The organism is Hyphococcus flavus (assembly GCF_028748065.1).
Taxonomy (GTDB): Bacteria; Pseudomonadota; Alphaproteobacteria; order Caulobacterales; family Parvularculaceae; genus Hyphococcus; species Hyphococcus flavus.
This window is the reverse complement of the sequence record NZ_CP118166.1, coordinates 2,772,947-2,789,084: the sequence shown is the minus strand read 5'-3', so window position 1 is coordinate 2,789,084 and position 16,138 is coordinate 2,772,947. Positions and strand designations below refer to the sequence as shown.

Sequence of the window (16,138 nt, the reverse complement as noted above, 5' to 3'; positions counted from 1 at the left end):
AAAAAGTGGAATCCGGTTTTTCGCAAATCCGGCGCGGCAACTAAGAATCTAGATCATCCGGTGATGCAGCCTTATCGCTCGATGATCCAGGCGCCCCTTCCCCATTTCAGCCGAATTCGGTTAGCCTCAACCTGCAAATACCGGGAGGAGCGACCGAATGGCCGATAATCTCGTGGAAAACGCGCCGCCTGGCGAGGCGTATGAAACCGATGTCATCATCATCGGCGCCGGGCCTTGCGGCCTTTTTGCTGTCTTCGAGCTGGGGCTGTTGAATATCAAGGCGCATGTCGTCGATATCCTCGACAAACCCGGTGGACAGTGTGCGGAGCTTTATCCCGAGAAACCGATCCTTGATATTCCGGCGATCAAATCAATAACCGGGGACCAGCTCACGAAACAGCTTCTCGATCAGATTGAACCGTTTGAACCGGCATTTCACCTGAACGAAATGGCGGTTGGCCTTGAAAAACTGGATAACGGCAAATGGAAAGTTCAAACCGACCTCGGCACGACCATCGCGGCGCCGGTGATTTGCATCGCCGCGGGCGGCGGATCGTTTCAACCAAAAAAGCCGCCTATTCCCGGCGTTGATGACTTTGAAGGGCAATCGGTTTTTTACGCCGTTCGCCAGCGCGACGCGTTCAAAGGGAAAAGCATCGTTATCGCCGGCGGCGGCGACTCAGCGCTCGACTGGACTTTGAACCTTCAACCCATCGCGGAGAAGATCACGCTTATTCATCGCCGGCCTGACTTTCGTGCAGCGCCGGACAGCGTCGATAAAATGAAAGCACTGGTAGAAGCAGGCAAAATCGATTTTCACGTAGCGCAGATCAAAGAGCTCAATGGCGAGAGCGGACAAATTGAATCGGTCTCTGTCGAGTCAAAAGAGGACGGCGCCTACGATATTGCTTGTAATACGCTGCTGGCGTTTTACGGGCTGACCATGAAGTTAGGACCGATTGCCGATTTTGGTCTCAACCTTGTTGAAAATCGAATTGAGGTTGACACGGAAAAGTTTGAGACATCGGCGCCGGGCATATTCTGCATTGGCGACATGGCACACTATCCCGGCAAATTAAAACTTATCCTGTCCGGCTTTCATGAATCCGCGCTCATGTCTCACGGGGCTTTCCATTACGTATTCCCGGACAAGAAACTGAAATTCCAGCACACCACTTCAGCCAAGGATCTTCAAGCGCAGGTCAGCGGAAACTAGTCGAGTCCATCTGGAAAACCGTCTCAATTTCGCAAGTGCAGCGTGACAGTTTCCGCATAGCTGATACTTTCTCCCCAGTCGGGGGACGAGAGAAAACGCTTCGTTTGAATCCGATGCGTTTGCGCCGTCCCCGGAGGAAACGACCCTAAGGGAGGAAACGCCCTTTGGACGGCGCCGGCGCCGGACCGCTCAATCACGAATTGCGCGGCCGGCGCTGACTTTTTTCAGGCTATTGAAACGCCTGCAGTCCGGTCATTGCTCGGCCCAGAATGAGCGCGTGAATGTCATGTGTTCCCTCATAGGTATTCACCGTTTCGAGGTTCATGGCGTGACGCAGCACATGGTATTCATCAGAAATGCCGTTGCCGCCATGAATATCACGCGCAATGCGGGCGATCTCGAGCGCCTTGCCGCAGTTGTTCCGCTTCATCATGGAGATCGCTTCCGGCACGTAAGCGCCGCTATCGAGCAATCGTCCAAGTTGCAACGCGCCTTGCAAACCAAGCGCAATGTCAGTTTGCATATCCGCCAGTTTTTTCTGCACAAGCTGCGTGCCGGCAATGGGCTTGCCGAACACGATGCGATCCATGGCGTAATCGCGCGCCGCCATCCAACAGAACTCCGCCGCGCCCATGGCGCCCCAGGAAATGCCGTACCGTGCCTTGTTCAGACATGAGAATGGTCCGCGCAGCCCCTTCACATTGGGAAGCAGGTTTTCTTCCGGAACGACTGCCTCATCAAGAGCGATCTCGCCAGTAATGGATGCGCGCAGCGAAAGCTTGCCGTCGATTTTCGGTGTTGAAAAACCTTCCGTCCCGCGCTCAACAATAAAGCCGCGAATGTCCCCATCGAGCTTCGCCCAGACGACAGCCAAATCGGCGATAGGCGAATTCGTAATCCACATTTTTGAACCGTTCAGCTTATAGCCGCCGGACACCTTTTCGGCTTTCGTGCGCATCGCCCCGGGGTCGGAACCGCCGTCTGACTCCGTAAGGCCAAAACACCCCACCCATTCTCCGCTCGCCAGCTTTGGCAGATATTTTTTCTTTTGCTCTTCCGTTCCGAAGCTCTCAATCGGATACATGACAAGCGATGACTGCACCGACATGGCTGAACGATACCCTGAATCGACCCGCTCAACTTCCCGCGCGATTAAACCGTAGGCCACGTGACTGGCGCCGCCGCCGCCATATTCCTCAGCCACGGTCGCGCCCAGCAAGCCTTGCTGGCCGAGTTCGTTCATAATCTCCCGATCGAAACGCTCTTCACGGTTCGCCGATATGACTCGCGGCATCAGTTTGTCTTGCGCGTACCCTTTCGCCGCGTCACGGATCATCCGCTCCTCATCACTGAGCTGCGTCTCAAGAAGCAGTGGATCTTGCCACTCAAATGTTGTTTTCGCGCCTGTTCCAGCGCCGCCGGCGTCAGCCATGCGATTGTCTCCTATGGGGTTTTGGTCTTTTTAGCCGTTCCGGCCGAACAGCCGCAATGCGTCCTATATGACAAAAAGGGATAAATGCTCTAAATCGCTAGAACAAGGCTCTAGCCGATCAAACCAACCGGGGACAATCAATCCGTATGAGAAACCATCACATTGCCGGCGCGCTCGCGCTTCTGGCGGCCGCCGCCTGCTCACCTGCAAGCGAGGACACGAGTTCAACAACCGAAACCGGCGAAAGCGCCGTTAAGTCCGAATCCTATGCCGTCATTATCGCGGGCGAACGCGTGGGCCACTTGAAAGTGGATCATAACGGTAATGAAGCGACCATAGACTACGACTACAAAAACAATGGCCGTGGACCGACTTTTGCGGAAACGGTTTCTTATGACGAGGCGGGACTGCCTGTTTCATGGTCGATCAAGGGCGCGACGACATTTGGCAACTCAGTTGAGGAGACCTATGCGCTCGATGGAGGCCGCGCGTCCTGGACCGACGCCACCGGCAGTGGTTCGGCCGATATCGACGAACCCGCGCTCTATATCAGTCAGTTCGGCAGCCCCTATTCCGGGTATGTCTATGCCCGAGCGCTGCTGAAGGATGGAGACAACACTCTACCGGCGCTGCCTGCGGGAGAGCTACGTCTGTCTGAAATGGAAACTATGGAGGTCGAGGGCGAAAGTGGTATGCTTTCTGTCACCACCTACGCTCTGTCTGGCGCCGACCTTGACCCCGATTACATCATCCTCGACGATCAAGACCGGTTTTTCGCCTACACCACGCCGCGTTTTATCGTTATCCGCGAAGGGTTTGAAGCTGAAGAAGAGCGGCTCCGCAATCTTGCCGCCGACTATGGCGCGACACGTTTTGAAGAACTCCAGCAGGAATACGCCCATGATTATGGCGCGCCCGTGCGGATACAGAATGTCCGCGTCTTTCAACCTGACACGCTAGAAATGTCGGACCCGGTATCCGTGCTGGTGGAAGGCGACCGCATCGCCGCTATTGAAGCGGCTGACGCAACTGGCGCCGAAGGCGAAGTCATTATCGATGGCGCTGGCGGTTCTTTGATACCGGGCCTTTATGACATGCACGGCCATGTGGGTGATGATGACGCGCTGATGAATCTGCTGGCGGGCATCACGTCCATTCGCGATATGGGCAATGAAATCACCGTCCTCGAACCCTTACGTGAACGGATCGAAAGCGGCGCGCTTGCCGGACCGCGCATTCACATGAGCGGCTTTATCGAGGGCATCAGCGAAACCAACAACTCAACCGGCGAACTGGCGAGCACGGAAGAAGAAGCTGTCGAACTTGTGCGCATGTATGCAGCGCGCGACGGGTATGGCCAGATCAAGATTTACAGCTCCGTCAAGGGCGAATGGGTGCCGGCGATGGCGGCGGAGGCGCACGCGAACGGCATGCGTGTCGCCGGACACATTCCGGCTTTTTCAACGCCAGATGAGATGATTGAGGCGGGCTACGACGAAATCACCCACCTTAACCAGGTCATGTTGAGCTGGGTGCTGCCGCCTGACGCGGACACACGCACCATGCAACGCATCACAGGCATTCAGTTGTTCGAGGGGATCGATCTTGATAGCGATGAAGTCCAGCGCACGCTGAATTTAATGGTTGAAAACGACGTCGCTCACGAGCCAACGCTGGTCATTCATGAATACGCCATGCTTGGACGCAACGGAGAGACGAACCGCGCGGCTCTTGACTATATTGACCACATGCCGGTCGCCGTTCAGCGCAATGCGAAAGTCGCCTTGCTTAACATCGCTGACAAAGAGGAAGACCGCAGATACAGAGACTCTTACGACAAAGTCATCGAAATTCTGACCAACATGCATGAACGCGGCATTTTCCTTGTTCCGGGCACGGACATGGGCGGCGCCTTCATGCTGCATCGTGAGGTCGAGCTATTCACTAATCTCGGCATGAGCGAGGCTGACGTCCTCAAACGCGCAACCTATGACATGGCGGAATATCTAGGCGTGTCTGACAGCCGCGGTTCCATCGAAGCCGGAAAGCTGGCGGATTTCTTCCTTGTACCGGGCGACCCGACGGCAGACATCAAGGCGATCAAAACGATCTCGCTCGTTTCACGCGGCGGCACGATCTACTATCCGACCGAAATCTATCCGGAATTCGGCATTACGCCGTTTACGGAAATCCCGACGGTTAGCGACCAGTAGAAACTGATAAACCCGGGAGGGGTTATGATGAGGAACCTTTCAAAGCTAGTGCCGCGAAGGTCGTTTTTGGCGCTTGGCGGCGCCAGCATCTTGACGGGCTGCGTCACCGATGGCGTTACATTTCCGAGCATTCCGGGAAGCGTTGGCGCGCTTTCGGAAGCTGACGCAGCGGCGGGCATTCGCGCGGCGCTCAATAACGGCGTCGCACAGGCGATTTCGACGATTGGCGTGCGAAACGGTTTCTTGCGCAATCCTCAAATACGGATTCCCCTGCCCGGTTTTTTACAAGACATGCAGTCGTCGCTTTCCCGTTTCGGATTGTCAGGGCCGCTCGATACACTGGAAACACAGCTCAACCGCGGCGCCGAAACGGCTGTCCCACGCGCGCGAAGCATTTTTGTCAACGCCATTTCGTCTATGAACATAAACGACGCTATCGGTGTCGTGCGCGGCGGCGAGAATGCGGCGACGAATTACCTGAAAAATAGAACCTTCACGCCGCTGACCAATCTCTTCACGCCGATCATGTCTAACGCGTTACAGGAAGCCGGCGCCATCAGAACGTTCGACTCGTTGACAGCCAGGCTGAAATCGATACCGCTGGCGCCGCAACTCGGCGCCGACGCCAAAAACGATCTTATCCGTCATGGCGTTCAGTATGGCCTCGACGGCATGTTCCTCTACATCGCCAAAGAGGAAGCCGCGATCCGTGCGAACCCGGCGAAACGCACTTCGGAAATATTGCGGCGCGTGTTTGGTTAGGCGCTTCTCGCGAAACTTACACCAACTCCAGCGCCACTGACGTCGCTTCGCCGCCGCCTATGCAAAGCGAGGCAACGCCTTTCTTGCCGCCGGTTTTTTGAAGCGCGCTGATCAGCGTGCAGAGAATACGCGCGCCTGATGCGCCGATCGGGTGACCGAGCGCGATCGCGCCGCCATGGATGTTGACCTTTTCGGCGGGCAGCTTGTGTTCGCGCATAGCGGCCAAAGGCACCACTGAAAACGCCTCGTTGATCTCATAAAGATCGACCTCATCCGATGACCAACCTGCTTTTTCGAGAACTGTCTTGATCGACGCCACTGGCGCTGTGGTGAACCATTCCGGCTCCTGCGCATGGGTCGAATGAGCGATGATGCGCGCGACGGGTTTCGCGCCTTTCTTGTCCGCCATAGACTGACGCATGAGCACAAGCGCCGCCGCACCGTCGGAAATCGCCGACGCATTACCTGCTGTCACGGTGCCGTCTTTTTCGAAAGCCGCACGCAATGATGGAATTTTCGCCGCATCGACGAGGCCCGGCTTTTCATCGTCTGAGACTGTCACGGCGCCTTTGCGTGTTTTGACTTCGATGGCGGTAATCTCGTCCTTGAAAGAACCGTCCTTGATCGCCGCTTGAGCGCGGGTCACCGAACGCATGGAATACTCGTCCTGATCTTCGCGAGAAAACTGCCACTCACGGGCGCATTTTTCCGCAAACACGCCCATGGCGCGTCCCGGCTCATACGCATCTTCAAGGCCGTCAATCGCCATGTGGTCGTAAACCTGCCCGGCCCCGTATTTGATGCCGGTGCGCCCGCTCGGCAGCAGATGCGGCGCGCCCGTCATGGATTCCATGCCGCCCGCGACGACAATCTCTCCAGCGCCAGCGAGGATGGCGTCATGCCCCATCATGACTGTCTTCATGCCGGAGCCGCACATCTTATTGACTGTCGTACACCCCGCTGCTTGCGGGATGCCAGCGCCAAGGGAGGCTTGACGCGCTGGCGCCTGACCGAGGCCAGCAGGCAAGACGCAGCCCATCAGAACTTCGTCCACATCGCCCGCTTTCACCCCGCCGCGAGAAAGCGCCGCCTCGATCGCGCGCGATCCCAGCTCCGTCGCTTTGACGGATGCAAATGCGCCGAGAAAATTGCCGATGGGCGTGCGCGCCATGCCGGCGATGACGATGGGGTCCTGCTGAGCCATGATGATCTCCTGTTTCGGCTTTTTACGCCGCGGAATTTGCTTGTAGCCCAGACTTGGCGCCATTTGAAATGACTTCAAGCGCCATTCTGTCGGCAACAGCCCCCGTCGGCGCATTTTCATTTTCCGCACGCTCGAAAATGCCGCTGAGCGTCTCGCCGATTTTATCGATGCGCCTTGTCAGTTCTTCTTCTGTCCAGGCGCCAGTGATCTCCATGCCGACGCTGATGACGCCCGCTGCGTTGATGACATAATCCGGGCAATAAAGGACGCCCATATCGGCCAGCGTCTGATCCATATCCGGCGTTTTCAACTGGTTGTTGGCGGCGCCGGCAACGATCTTCGCTTTCAGACGCTTGATTGAAAGCTCATTGATGGACCCGCCCAGCGCACAGGGTGAGAAAATATCAACATCAGCCGCGATGGCGTCTTCAGGCGCTGTGGTTTCAGCGCCGAAGCGTTCCACGGCCTCTTTCACCGCCGCCTGATTGACGTCAGCAACAACAAGCTTGCCGCCTTCTTCATGGATAAGCCGCGCCAGTTCCATACCGACCGCGCCGACGCCAAGAATGGAAACTTTAAGTCCTTTCAAGCTGTCCACGCCAAGCTTTTTACGCGCTGCTGCTTGCATGCCGCGCCATACGCCGCGCGCCGTAAAAGGCGACGGGTTGCCGCCAATCCCCTTGTTTTGCATGCCGGCGGCGTATTTCGTCACAGACCGTACGATTTCCAGATCCTGTTCAGTCACGCCGGAATCTTCTGCTGTGTAGTAAAGTCCATCAAGGCTATCGACGGCTCGTCCAAACGCTTCGAGCAGAGCAGGAGTTTTGTCCTTTTTTGGATCGGCGAAAATAACCGCCTTTCCGCCCCCGAAAGGAATACCGCCCAGGGCGTTTTTAAACGTCATTCCGCGAGAAAGTTTTTTGACGTCTTCCAGTCCGTCTTCAAAACGCGCGTAAGGAAAAATTCGGCACCCGCCGCAGCCTGGACCAAGCGTCGCGTCATGTACGGCGATAATCGCTTTCAGCCCGGCAGTATCGTCTTCAAAATGAATGACTTTTTTCCAGCCTTCGACGGCCAGGACCTCAGACTTCAACACGGGCGTTTCTCCTTTAGGGGCGAGGTTTATTATGACGACTGACAGTCTTGCTTCCGCCAACCGGGTTTTCCTTAACTCAAACGGCAGAGCGGTTCCGGTCAAAAAAGGGGCCTTAGCGCTTGACGGTTAGCATATAATGCTAAATACAGGTTAGATTATTGGAAGGGACCTATGAAACTCGACCATATCGACCACAAGATCCTGAAGCACCTGCAGGAAAATGCCCGCATCACCAACGCCGAACTCGCAGAGCGTGTTGGCCTTTCTCCGACCCCTTGCCTTCGTCGCCTGCGCCGGCTTGAAAGCGAAGGCATTATAAAAGGTTACCGTACGGAGATTAACCGGGAAGCCCTGGGCGTCAACGTCACAGTCATAATTCTAGTCAAACTTGAAAGAGAAGACGACAAAACGCTTCGCGAATTCGAGGCCGCAATCAAAAATCGTGAAGAAGTGATGGAATGCTATCTGGTCACTGGTAAGTTCGATTATTTTATCAGGGTCGTCGTCCCTTCCCTCGCGACATATGAAACTTTTCTTTCTGAAACAATGCTCCGTATGCCGAATATTGCAACGGTTGAATCAAGCTTTACGTTACGCGAAGTAACGCACAAGGTGGTTACGCCGCTGCCACAATCTGTGATCCGGTAATATTAAGCCACTTGCGACGACGCATGCGCCGGCTGTTCTTCGGCGGAAAGTACGCGCTCAATCTCGCCATGCAGGCTGTCGGAACGTATCGGCTTCGTGACATAGCCGTTAAAGCCCATGCTGAGATACTCTTCGACTTGCTGCGGCATGGCGTGCGCCGAAACGGCGATAACAGGCGTCAATGAACTGGCCCCGCTTTCCCGTTCCAGAAATCGGATCTGACGCAGCGCTTCGGGACCGTCCAGCACCGGCATGGAAATATCCATGAGCACAATATCGAACTGATTACGCTTGAACGCATCTACAACCGCGAGGCCGTCAGCCGCGAAGTACACTTCATGGCGGCGCTCTTTCAAAAATGCACTCAACACAGCCTGATTGACGGCGTTATCCTCGCCGGCGAGAATTTTTAGCCGGCCGTGCGTTTCAGCCTTTCGAACAGCCTTATGCGTATCCAATTGCACCTGATTATCCGCTACAAGCAGCACAGGAATTTCGACTATAAACCGAGAGCCTTCGCCCGCTTTTGAGCGAACAGAAATCTCACCGCCCATGGCCTCCACCAACCCTTTGGCGATCGAGAGGCCAAGCCCCGTGCCGCCGTATTTCCTGGTTGTTGACGCGTCAGCTTGCGTGAACGGCTCAAAAATGCGCGCCGCTTGTTCCTTGGTGATGCCAATGCCTGTATCGGCGACTTCAATTCGAGCCACGTCGCTTTCATTTGCAACAATCTTAACCCGAACCGAACCGCGTTCGGTAAATTTGATGGCATTCGCAACCAGGTTGTGCAGGACTTGCAGAATGCGGTGACCGTCGCCCAGTCGCGGCGCCGAGCTATTGCATTCGCACTCTACGGAAAACGCCAGCCCCTTGTCTTTCGCATTAATGCTGTGAAGGCTTTCAACTTTTCTAGCGATATCGGAGAATGCAAACGGTTTGAGATCAAGCTCAATCTTGTTCGCTTCGATCTTTGACAAGTCCAGAAGATCGTTCAACAGCATGAGCATGAGATCGCCCGAGTCCTGAATGACCTGCACCTTCTCCCGCTGCGAAGATGTTAATTCTTCCGTTTCCAGAGCCGAAGCCATGCCTAGAATGCCATTCATGGGCGTGCGAATTTCGTGACTCATGTTGGCAAGAAACGCGGATTTCGCTTCGCTGGCTTGCTCCGCTACCGCCTGTCGCTTTAACGCTTCTTCACGCGAAAGACGCATGCCCTTGCTGGCGGACTGATATTCCCTGAATGCCACAACAAGGTGCGAAACGTATAAAAGGCACGCCAGCAACAACGCCGCCGAACCGACCCTACCTGGTTCTAAACCGGTAATGAGAGAATAAATCGGTAGCCCGAAGAAATACATGGCATGCGGAACAATCGCCGCAATAAAAGTCCGCTTTTCATGATGCATATGCATGGTGACATGCAACAAGGCGCCCGAAAGCCACAGCATGGCGAAAATTTTTCCGGGCGCATCCCACAGCCACCACAACATGGCTGGCAAAGCAGAGTAAACGACCGTTGCCTGTGCAGCACTCGCACACAGGCTAATCCATTCGAATTTTGATGGCGATGCCGTGCGTGCTTCATCGCGAAACGGTTTCCAGAAATAATCGTCAACAACCTGACTGACAACAATCGCCAGAAACCATGCCGCAGACAATACGGGGCTTACGACGCCCCACAAAATGCCGGCGCCGATAGCGGCGATAATGTATCGCGTCACAAGTTGATGACGCCGCGTTAGCGCCGTAGCAATGAGCGCCGATAAAACCGACGGCTCACGACTATGGCTTGCCCGCTCTCCCTCAGGCGTGGCTTTTTCCATTACGCAGCTCCAATAAATATTGAAGCGAATTTAGAAGTGAAATCTTAATGCACGCCTACCGGCCCAGGCTGAACCTGTTTCAATTTGGGTCAAAACGGTATTGTTACCGCTGGACATCGTAAAATGCGCCCATACCCAATAGATCGGTCAGCGCTTGCATGGCGGCGAAGCTTTCTTCCATCAGTGCGGGATCAGCAAGATCGTCAGGTGCAATGCGATCACGGTAATGGGTTCTCACCCAATTCTCCAGCGCAGTGATTTTGGCGTCATCGAGAATGAAATGCTGATCCGCCGCGGCTGCTTCGTCTTCTGACAGAACAACGCGCAGACGCAAACATGCCGGACCGCCGCCATTGCGCATGGACTCGCGCACGTTTTTATAGATCACCCGGTTGATAGGATTGTTTTTAGAGAGGGTCGCATCAACGAAAGCTTTGACGCGTTCGTTTTCTTCCGCTTCCGTCGGCAGAAGCAACGCCATCTCGCCCCCCGGTAATGTCAAAAGCTGAGAGTTGAAGAGATAGGACTTGATGCAGTCTTCCAGAGAAACCGCGCTGGCTGGCGCTTCGATAATCTCTGCAAACGGCGCCTTTTCGCGGATAGCGGCATAGGCGGCTTGCACGTCAGCAAAACTCTGCTCATGCAAAAACAGGACGGTTCCGTTGGCGACGCCGACAACGTCATTGTGGAACGCGCCGGCATCCAGAGCCGTTGTCGATTGCTTGATGAAAACCGTATGGCTTTCGTCGAGAAGGTGGTTGCGTGCAACCGCTTCCGATGCGCGCTTCTTCTGCCGCGCCGGAAACTTTTCGCCGTCCTCGCCATAGACGAATAAATGCACGCCCTTGTCGCCATGGCTTTCGCAAAGCCGTCCATGATTCGCAGCACCCTCGTCGCCGAAATGCATGGCGCCCGGCATCGGCGGATGATGGACGAAGAACTTCTCATCCTTGAAAATATGTTTGAGCATGCGTGAAGTCGTAACAGCCTCAATCGAACGATGAAAATTCGCGGCGAGATTGGCCGCGGTGAAATGCACTTTGCCGTCCGCCGTGTCGGGCGACGGCGCCACCGTGCCCGCATTCGCCGTCCACATGGACGATGCGGCGTAGCAATTGGCGAGCAATTGCGGCTCGGCCTTCACCGCCTTTTCGATGATTTGTTTGTCTGTTCCGGAAAAACCTAAAGCACGCAGGGTTTTCAGATGCGGGCGGTCCTGCGGCGGCAGGAAGCCTTGTTTCAGACCAAGCTCCATAGCCGCACGCATTTTTGCGAGACCCTGAAGCGCCGCCTCGCGCGGGTTCGACGCCGCGCCTTTGTTCGTCGCCGACGCGATATTGCCGAAGGAAAGCCCTGCATAATTATGCGTCGGGCCGATCAGACCGTCGAAGTTGTATTCGTGGTGTGTCATTTTATTCAGTTTCTTGAATAGTATAGGTACCAGTTATCACCTAAATCCTGGTATCCGTAGACATATGATTGAGAGTCTTGGTTTTCTCGAATTTCATCTATTGACGAAAAAATTGGTTCTGGGCTCTCTTGATGCCACTCATAACTGATTAAGACACCTGAAACAGACAAACCTGCACGGTAAGCAACAATTTCAACGGATTCATTGCTAGCAGAAAGGAAAGTTTCTGGAAGACCGATGGAACGCGTCAAAGCCTGATATTGACTGGCATTTGGAATCCAAAATTCATCATTCTCGTTAAAAGAATCGGTTGTCCCATCGTCTCCTACTTTAATCCTTAGATAGCATGGGGCACCGTTGGCCTTTACGCTGCAAGCAGCTACGTCGGCAAACGCTAAGTCGCGCAATTCTTCGAAATTATTCAGATTCTGCTGAAAAGTCGTTATGAGTTCATCCGTCGTTGGTTGAGGTTGAACTGAACAAGCCGCAGCCAAAAAAATAGCTGTCAAAAGAACTTTTCTACTTCTTATCATCTTACCGCACCCCAACCTGATCGTCCGCCAGCGGAAGAAGCGCGTCGCCTTCCATGCTGGCGACTGGGTACGCGCAATAGTCAGCCGCGTAATAGGCCGCGGGACGATGATTGCCAGAAGCGCCGATGCCACCGAAGGGCGCGGAACCCGCCGCGCCGGTCGTTTGACGGTTCCAGTTGACGATGCCGGCGCGCGACAGGGCCAGAAACTTCTCCCACTTCGCTTTATCGTCCGAGAGAAGCCCCGCCGACAGGCCGAATTTCGTCTTGTTTGCGCGGGCGATGGCCTCGTCAAAGTCGGCGACGCGCCAGACCTTTAACAGCGGCCCGAAATGTTCCTCATCCGGCACTGAGACGCTTCGTGTCACGTCGACAATGCCGGGCGACACAAACGCCGTACCTTCATCGCGCACGGAAAGATTGCGGATCGCTTCGCCATCCTGATCGAGAAGCTGGTCGAACGCGCGCTCAAGCCCTTCGGCGACTTTCGGCGTGATCACCGGCCCCATGAACGGTTGCGGATCGTCGAACGGCGCGCCGATGATGAGCCGGTCGGTCAGTTTCGTAAGCGCCTCAATGGCTTTATCGCCTACGGCGCCTTCCGGCACGATCAGCCGCCGCGCGCAAGTGCAGCGCTGGCCGCTTGTGAGGAAGGCCGATTGCACCACCGCAAACGCGGCCGCGTCAACATTCTCCGTATCCCACCAGATCAGCGGATTATTACCGCCGAGTTCCAGCGCCAGAATGACATCAAGCCGGTCGTCGAATTGTTTGTGAATGGCGAGACCGGTTTTGACCCCGCCCGTAAACAGAACACCGTTCACGTCCGCATCAGTCAGCGCGGCGCCGGTTTCGCGCCCGCCCTGAACGAGATTGACGACGCCTTCGGGCACGCCCGCCTCAACCATCCGTTCCATGATGAATGCACCTGGCCCTGGCGTCAGCTCCGATGGTTTGAAAACAACCGTGTTTCCGGCGATCAGAGCCGGCACCATATGTCCGTTGGCTAGATGCGCCGGGAAGTTATAGGGCCCCAGCACCGCCATGACGCCATGGGGCTTGTGGCGTAGGACGGCGTTGGTCGCGCCTGCAGCATTCAAATGTTCGCCCGTGCGGTCATGGTAAGCCTTGATCGAAATATCGATCTTACCGGCCACCGCCGCCGCTTCGGTTTTTGTTTCCCACAACGGTTTGCCGGTCTCACGGGAAATAAGTCGCGCCAGATCGTCCGCATCGCGCTTGATGAGATCGCGATAACGTTCCATGATTTCGATGCGATGGCCCAGCGGCGTCAGCGCCCATTTTTCAAACGCCGCGCGCGCCGAACTGACGGCGTCTGAAACATCGGACTTGGTCGCAGCCTGGCCCGTCCAGATCGCTTCACCTGTAGAGGGGTCATAGCTGGTAAATTCCTCGCCGCCGCCATCGCGCCATTCGCCGTTGATCAGGATTTTATTGGTCATGCTTTCACCACTTCACCGCACGCACATCGTCGCCTGCCGTCAGGCCCAGCGCATCTGCATGTTCTTTAGCCACTGTCAGCGTATCTCCGTCGGCTTTTGCCGCGCCGCGCGCCGCCCGGAACGACTGCAAATAACCTGACGCCATCAGGTGAACCGGCGCATCTCCGGGATCACCTATAGCGATGTTGTAAATCTTGCTTTCTTTCACTGTCTTGATGTCGTCGATATGGGCGTCCACCAGCGGCCCTGCATCAAAGACATCTATGTAACCACGAAACGCGAACCCCTCACGCAAGAGCATGTTAAATGCGGGCAGCGCATCATCATGAGGCTTGCCGAGCACGTCACGCGCCGCTTTTGGCAACAACGCCACGTAAATCGGATGGCGCGGCATCAGGTCCGAAATAAACTGATTGCCGGTTGCGGAATTCGTTAAATCCGCATCCTCGAATTCCATGTCGAAGAAGAGTTTGCCGAGCGACTCCCAGAACGGCTGCACGCCATTCTTGTCACGCCAGCCGCGCAGCTCCGCACACACCGGATCAGCAATGAGTTTTCGATGTTGCGCAATGAAAAGATAACGCACGCGCGCAAGGAACTTGCCGAAGCCGCCGCCGCGCGCTTCAGGCGAAAGGAATAACGAGCCCACTTCGCCGCAGCCGGTAAAGTCATGGGTCGGCATCAAGAGACGTCGCTCAATGCGTTTTTTAAGTTGCTTCGATGCGTGAACGGTTTTGTTGATCCGATAGTTGACGAAGCCATGATCGAGACCGATGGCGGAAAAAATCGCCGCCGTGCCCAGCACTTTCCCCTCCTGCTCCAGCACCAGCATATAGACTTCACCCGATGGCGCGTCCGGATCTGACTCATAACTTGAAACGGTGTTCTCGATGCGCGCGCGTAATGCGTCAGGGTCGCCCGGCAAATTAGTCATGCCGCCGCCCGACTGTTTAGCGAGCGCCAGTATCTGATCGAAATCCTCGCGCCGCACCGGGCGCATCACTGGTGTCGTCATGACCGCGCCTCCGCCGCTGCGCCGGGGTTTTCAATCTCTCCCGCCGCAATCTTTAACAGCAACAATGCAGAAAGCTTCGCTCGCTCCACAAGGCTGTCGAGCTTTGCATATTCCTGCGCCGAATGGATGTTCGCGCCCCTGACACCGAGCGTGTCGATCACCGGAATACCCGCCGCCGCAATGTTATTGCCGTCGCAGCAGCCGCCGGTGGGTTTCCAGTCGATAGTGAGACCCAAATCTTCTCCCGCCGCCCGCAAGGAAAGAAAGAATTTTTCAAGCTGCGGCGTCATCGGCTTAGGCGGGCGCGTAAAACCGCCGTTGAGTTCAGCGCTATAGCCTTCGCGCTTGTCGATGTCGTCAATCAATGCGTTTGCCTGTTGCATCAGCCACTCTGAATCGTCCGGCTGTTCAAGGCGCACATTAAATCGCACCACCGCGAGGTCCGGCACGACATTGTTCGGCCCGCCGCCATCAACGCGCGCGATGTTAACCGTCAGCCCTTCGCGCTGGCCGGAAAGTTTATCCATGCCGGAGATAAAATCCGCCGCAGCGGCGATCGCATTGCGACCCAGGTGGTGTTCGCGGCCTGCATGGGCGCTCTTGCCCTTTATGACGGCTGCAAAATTCCCACTGCCCTTGCGCGCGCCGGCAAGCGTGCCATCGGCAAGCGCCGGTTCATAAACGCAGGCGAATTGCGCGCGCTTTGCGGCCTCGGTCAGCATGTGGGCGGATCCGTGCGATCCAATCTCTTCATCGGCGTTGATCAGCACTTCGTAGCCGATGCGCTCGGCCAGCGACGATCGTTCAATCGTCTGCAACGCATGAAGCATGACGAGCAGCCCACCCTTCATATCGGCAGCGCCCGGCGCGTTCAGCGTATCGTCGTCGAGAAAGGTTTCCCCCTGAAACGGATGATCTGCGGCGAAGACCGTATCCATGTGTCCCGATAGCAGCACGCGTACGGGCGCCTGAGGGCGTTTCACCAGCCGGAGCATGTCGCCGACCGGCTGTTCTATTTTCTCGCCTTCACGGGTGACGACCGGATGCGCGCGCGACGGGATCGTCTCAATGTCCGCGCCCAGCGCGCCAAAGCCCTCCGCCAGGGCGGCGTGCATGGCCTTGAGACCATCAAGGTTGCTGCTGCCAGAATTGATGGCGCACCAGCCCCTCAGGCGCTCGGTCATGGGCCCGCGCTGGTCGTCCAGAAAGGCGAGATCGGATTTATAATCATGCTGGCTGGTCATTGGCGACAGCACTAGCGAAGGCCGCGAATCCCCGCAAGTGAGGGCAAAATCGGCTCTGGCGATGTCCGCTCGCCGT

At 56.0% G+C, this 16,138-nt stretch carries 13 protein-coding genes; 4 read left to right on the top strand and 9 right to left on the bottom strand.

Features of this window, described 5'->3' with window-relative positions; all coding sequences use genetic code 11:
- Positions 1 to 157 precede the first annotated feature (157 nt).
- Complete coding sequence (locus tag PUV54_RS13295; RefSeq protein WP_274492751.1) at positions 158 to 1,216, top strand: NAD(P)/FAD-dependent oxidoreductase; 1,059 nt, start codon at positions 158 to 160, stop codon at positions 1,214 to 1,216.
- A 229-nt stretch (positions 1,217 to 1,445) separates the two neighbouring features.
- Here the strand turns inward: PUV54_RS13295 and PUV54_RS13290 are convergent, their stop codons facing one another.
- Positions 1,446 to 2,648, bottom strand: coding sequence for an acyl-CoA dehydrogenase (locus PUV54_RS13290; protein ID WP_274492750.1), 1,203 nt, complete (start codon positions 2,646 to 2,648; stop codon positions 1,446 to 1,448).
- Positions 2,649 to 2,794: 146 nt separating this feature from the next.
- Here PUV54_RS13290 and PUV54_RS13285 point away from each other — a divergent pair, with 146 nt between their 5' ends.
- Both PUV54_RS13285 and PUV54_RS13280 read left to right on the top strand, forming a co-directional pair.
- Positions 2,795 to 4,861, top strand: a complete 2,067-nt coding sequence (locus tag PUV54_RS13285; protein ID WP_274492749.1) for an amidohydrolase family protein — start codon at positions 2,795 to 2,797, stop codon at positions 4,859 to 4,861.
- A gap of 24 nt (positions 4,862 to 4,885) precedes the next feature.
- Positions 4,886 to 5,623, top strand: coding sequence for a DUF4197 domain-containing protein (locus tag PUV54_RS13280; RefSeq protein ID WP_274492748.1), 738 nt, complete (start codon positions 4,886 to 4,888; stop codon positions 5,621 to 5,623).
- Positions 5,624 to 5,639: 16 nt separating this feature from the next.
- Here PUV54_RS13280 and PUV54_RS13275 read toward each other — a convergent pair whose 3' ends face one another.
- On the bottom strand, positions 5,640 to 6,827 hold the full coding sequence (locus PUV54_RS13275) for an acetyl-CoA C-acyltransferase (RefSeq protein WP_274492747.1): 1,188 nt from the start codon (positions 6,825 to 6,827) through the stop codon (positions 5,640 to 5,642).
- A gap of 22 nt (positions 6,828 to 6,849) precedes the next feature.
- A complete protein-coding gene (locus PUV54_RS13270) occupies positions 6,850 to 7,923 on the bottom strand; it encodes a Glu/Leu/Phe/Val dehydrogenase dimerization domain-containing protein (protein ID WP_274492746.1) in 1,074 nt (357 codons plus the stop codon).
- Positions 7,924 to 8,094: 171 nt separating this feature from the next.
- On the opposite strand from PUV54_RS13270, the gene PUV54_RS13265 reads away from it, so the two are divergent.
- A complete protein-coding gene (locus PUV54_RS13265; RefSeq protein ID WP_274492745.1) occupies positions 8,095 to 8,571 on the top strand; it encodes an Lrp/AsnC family transcriptional regulator in 477 nt (158 codons plus the stop codon).
- A gap of 2 nt (positions 8,572 to 8,573) precedes the next feature.
- On the opposite strand, the gene PUV54_RS13260 is transcribed toward PUV54_RS13265, so the two are convergent.
- From PUV54_RS13260 to PUV54_RS13235, 6 genes are all read right to left on the bottom strand, one after another.
- Complete coding sequence (locus tag PUV54_RS13260) at positions 8,574 to 10,397, bottom strand: ATP-binding protein (protein ID WP_274492744.1); 1,824 nt, start codon at positions 10,395 to 10,397, stop codon at positions 8,574 to 8,576.
- A gap of 103 nt (positions 10,398 to 10,500) precedes the next feature.
- Complete coding sequence (gene astB / locus PUV54_RS13255) at positions 10,501 to 11,808, bottom strand: N-succinylarginine dihydrolase (protein ID WP_274492743.1); 1,308 nt, start codon at positions 11,806 to 11,808, stop codon at positions 10,501 to 10,503.
- Positions 11,809 to 11,813: 5 nt separating this feature from the next.
- Entirely contained in the window at positions 11,814 to 12,341 is a 528-nt protein-coding gene (locus tag PUV54_RS13250) for a hypothetical protein (protein WP_274492742.1), read from the bottom strand.
- Between the two features lies 1 nt (position 12,342).
- Positions 12,343 to 13,803: a succinylglutamate-semialdehyde dehydrogenase gene (astD, locus tag PUV54_RS13245; RefSeq protein WP_274492741.1), complete on the bottom strand. Its 1,461-nt coding sequence runs from the start codon at positions 13,801 to 13,803 to the stop codon at positions 12,343 to 12,345.
- A 4-nt stretch (positions 13,804 to 13,807) separates the two neighbouring features.
- Positions 13,808 to 14,818: an arginine N-succinyltransferase gene (locus PUV54_RS13240; RefSeq protein WP_274492740.1), complete on the bottom strand. Its 1,011-nt coding sequence runs from the start codon at positions 14,816 to 14,818 to the stop codon at positions 13,808 to 13,810.
- On the bottom strand, positions 14,815 to 16,062 hold the full coding sequence (locus tag PUV54_RS13235; RefSeq protein WP_274492739.1) for a hydrolase: 1,248 nt from the start codon (positions 16,060 to 16,062) through the stop codon (positions 14,815 to 14,817). The genes PUV54_RS13240 and PUV54_RS13235 overlap by 4 nt, the downstream gene beginning before the upstream one ends.
- Positions 16,063 to 16,138 lie beyond the last annotated feature (76 nt).

Excerpts from the sequence above, each read along its gene's own strand:
- PUV54_RS13295 (WP_274492751.1), top strand. The coding sequence starts at position 158 with ATGGCCGATAATCTCGTGGAAAACGCGCCGCCTGGCGAGGCGTATGAA.
- PUV54_RS13290 (WP_274492750.1), bottom strand. The coding sequence starts at position 2,648 with ATGGCTGACGCCGGCGGCGCTGGAACAGGCGCGAAAACAACATTTGAG.
- PUV54_RS13250 (WP_274492742.1), bottom strand. The coding sequence starts at position 12,341 with ATGATAAGAAGTAGAAAAGTTCTTTTGACAGCTATTTTTTTGGCTGCG.
- astB (WP_274492743.1), bottom strand. The coding sequence starts at position 11,808 with ATGACACACCACGAATACAACTTCGACGGTCTGATCGGCCCGACGCAT.
- PUV54_RS13260 (WP_274492744.1), bottom strand. The coding sequence starts at position 10,397 with ATGGAAAAAGCCACGCCTGAGGGAGAGCGGGCAAGCCATAGTCGTGAG.
- PUV54_RS13235 (WP_274492739.1), bottom strand. The coding sequence starts at position 16,062 with ATGACCAGCCAGCATGATTATAAATCCGATCTCGCCTTTCTGGACGAC.
- PUV54_RS13265 (WP_274492745.1), top strand. The coding sequence starts at position 8,095 with ATGAAACTCGACCATATCGACCACAAGATCCTGAAGCACCTGCAGGAA.
- PUV54_RS13280 (WP_274492748.1), top strand. The coding sequence starts at position 4,886 with ATGATGAGGAACCTTTCAAAGCTAGTGCCGCGAAGGTCGTTTTTGGCG.
- PUV54_RS13275 (WP_274492747.1), bottom strand. The coding sequence starts at position 6,827 with ATGGCTCAGCAGGACCCCATCGTCATCGCCGGCATGGCGCGCACGCCC.
- astD (WP_274492741.1), bottom strand. The coding sequence starts at position 13,803 with ATGACCAATAAAATCCTGATCAACGGCGAATGGCGCGATGGCGGCGGC.
- PUV54_RS13285 (WP_274492749.1), top strand. The coding sequence starts at position 2,795 with ATGAGAAACCATCACATTGCCGGCGCGCTCGCGCTTCTGGCGGCCGCC.
- PUV54_RS13240 (WP_274492740.1), bottom strand. The coding sequence starts at position 14,818 with ATGACGACACCAGTGATGCGCCCGGTGCGGCGCGAGGATTTCGATCAG.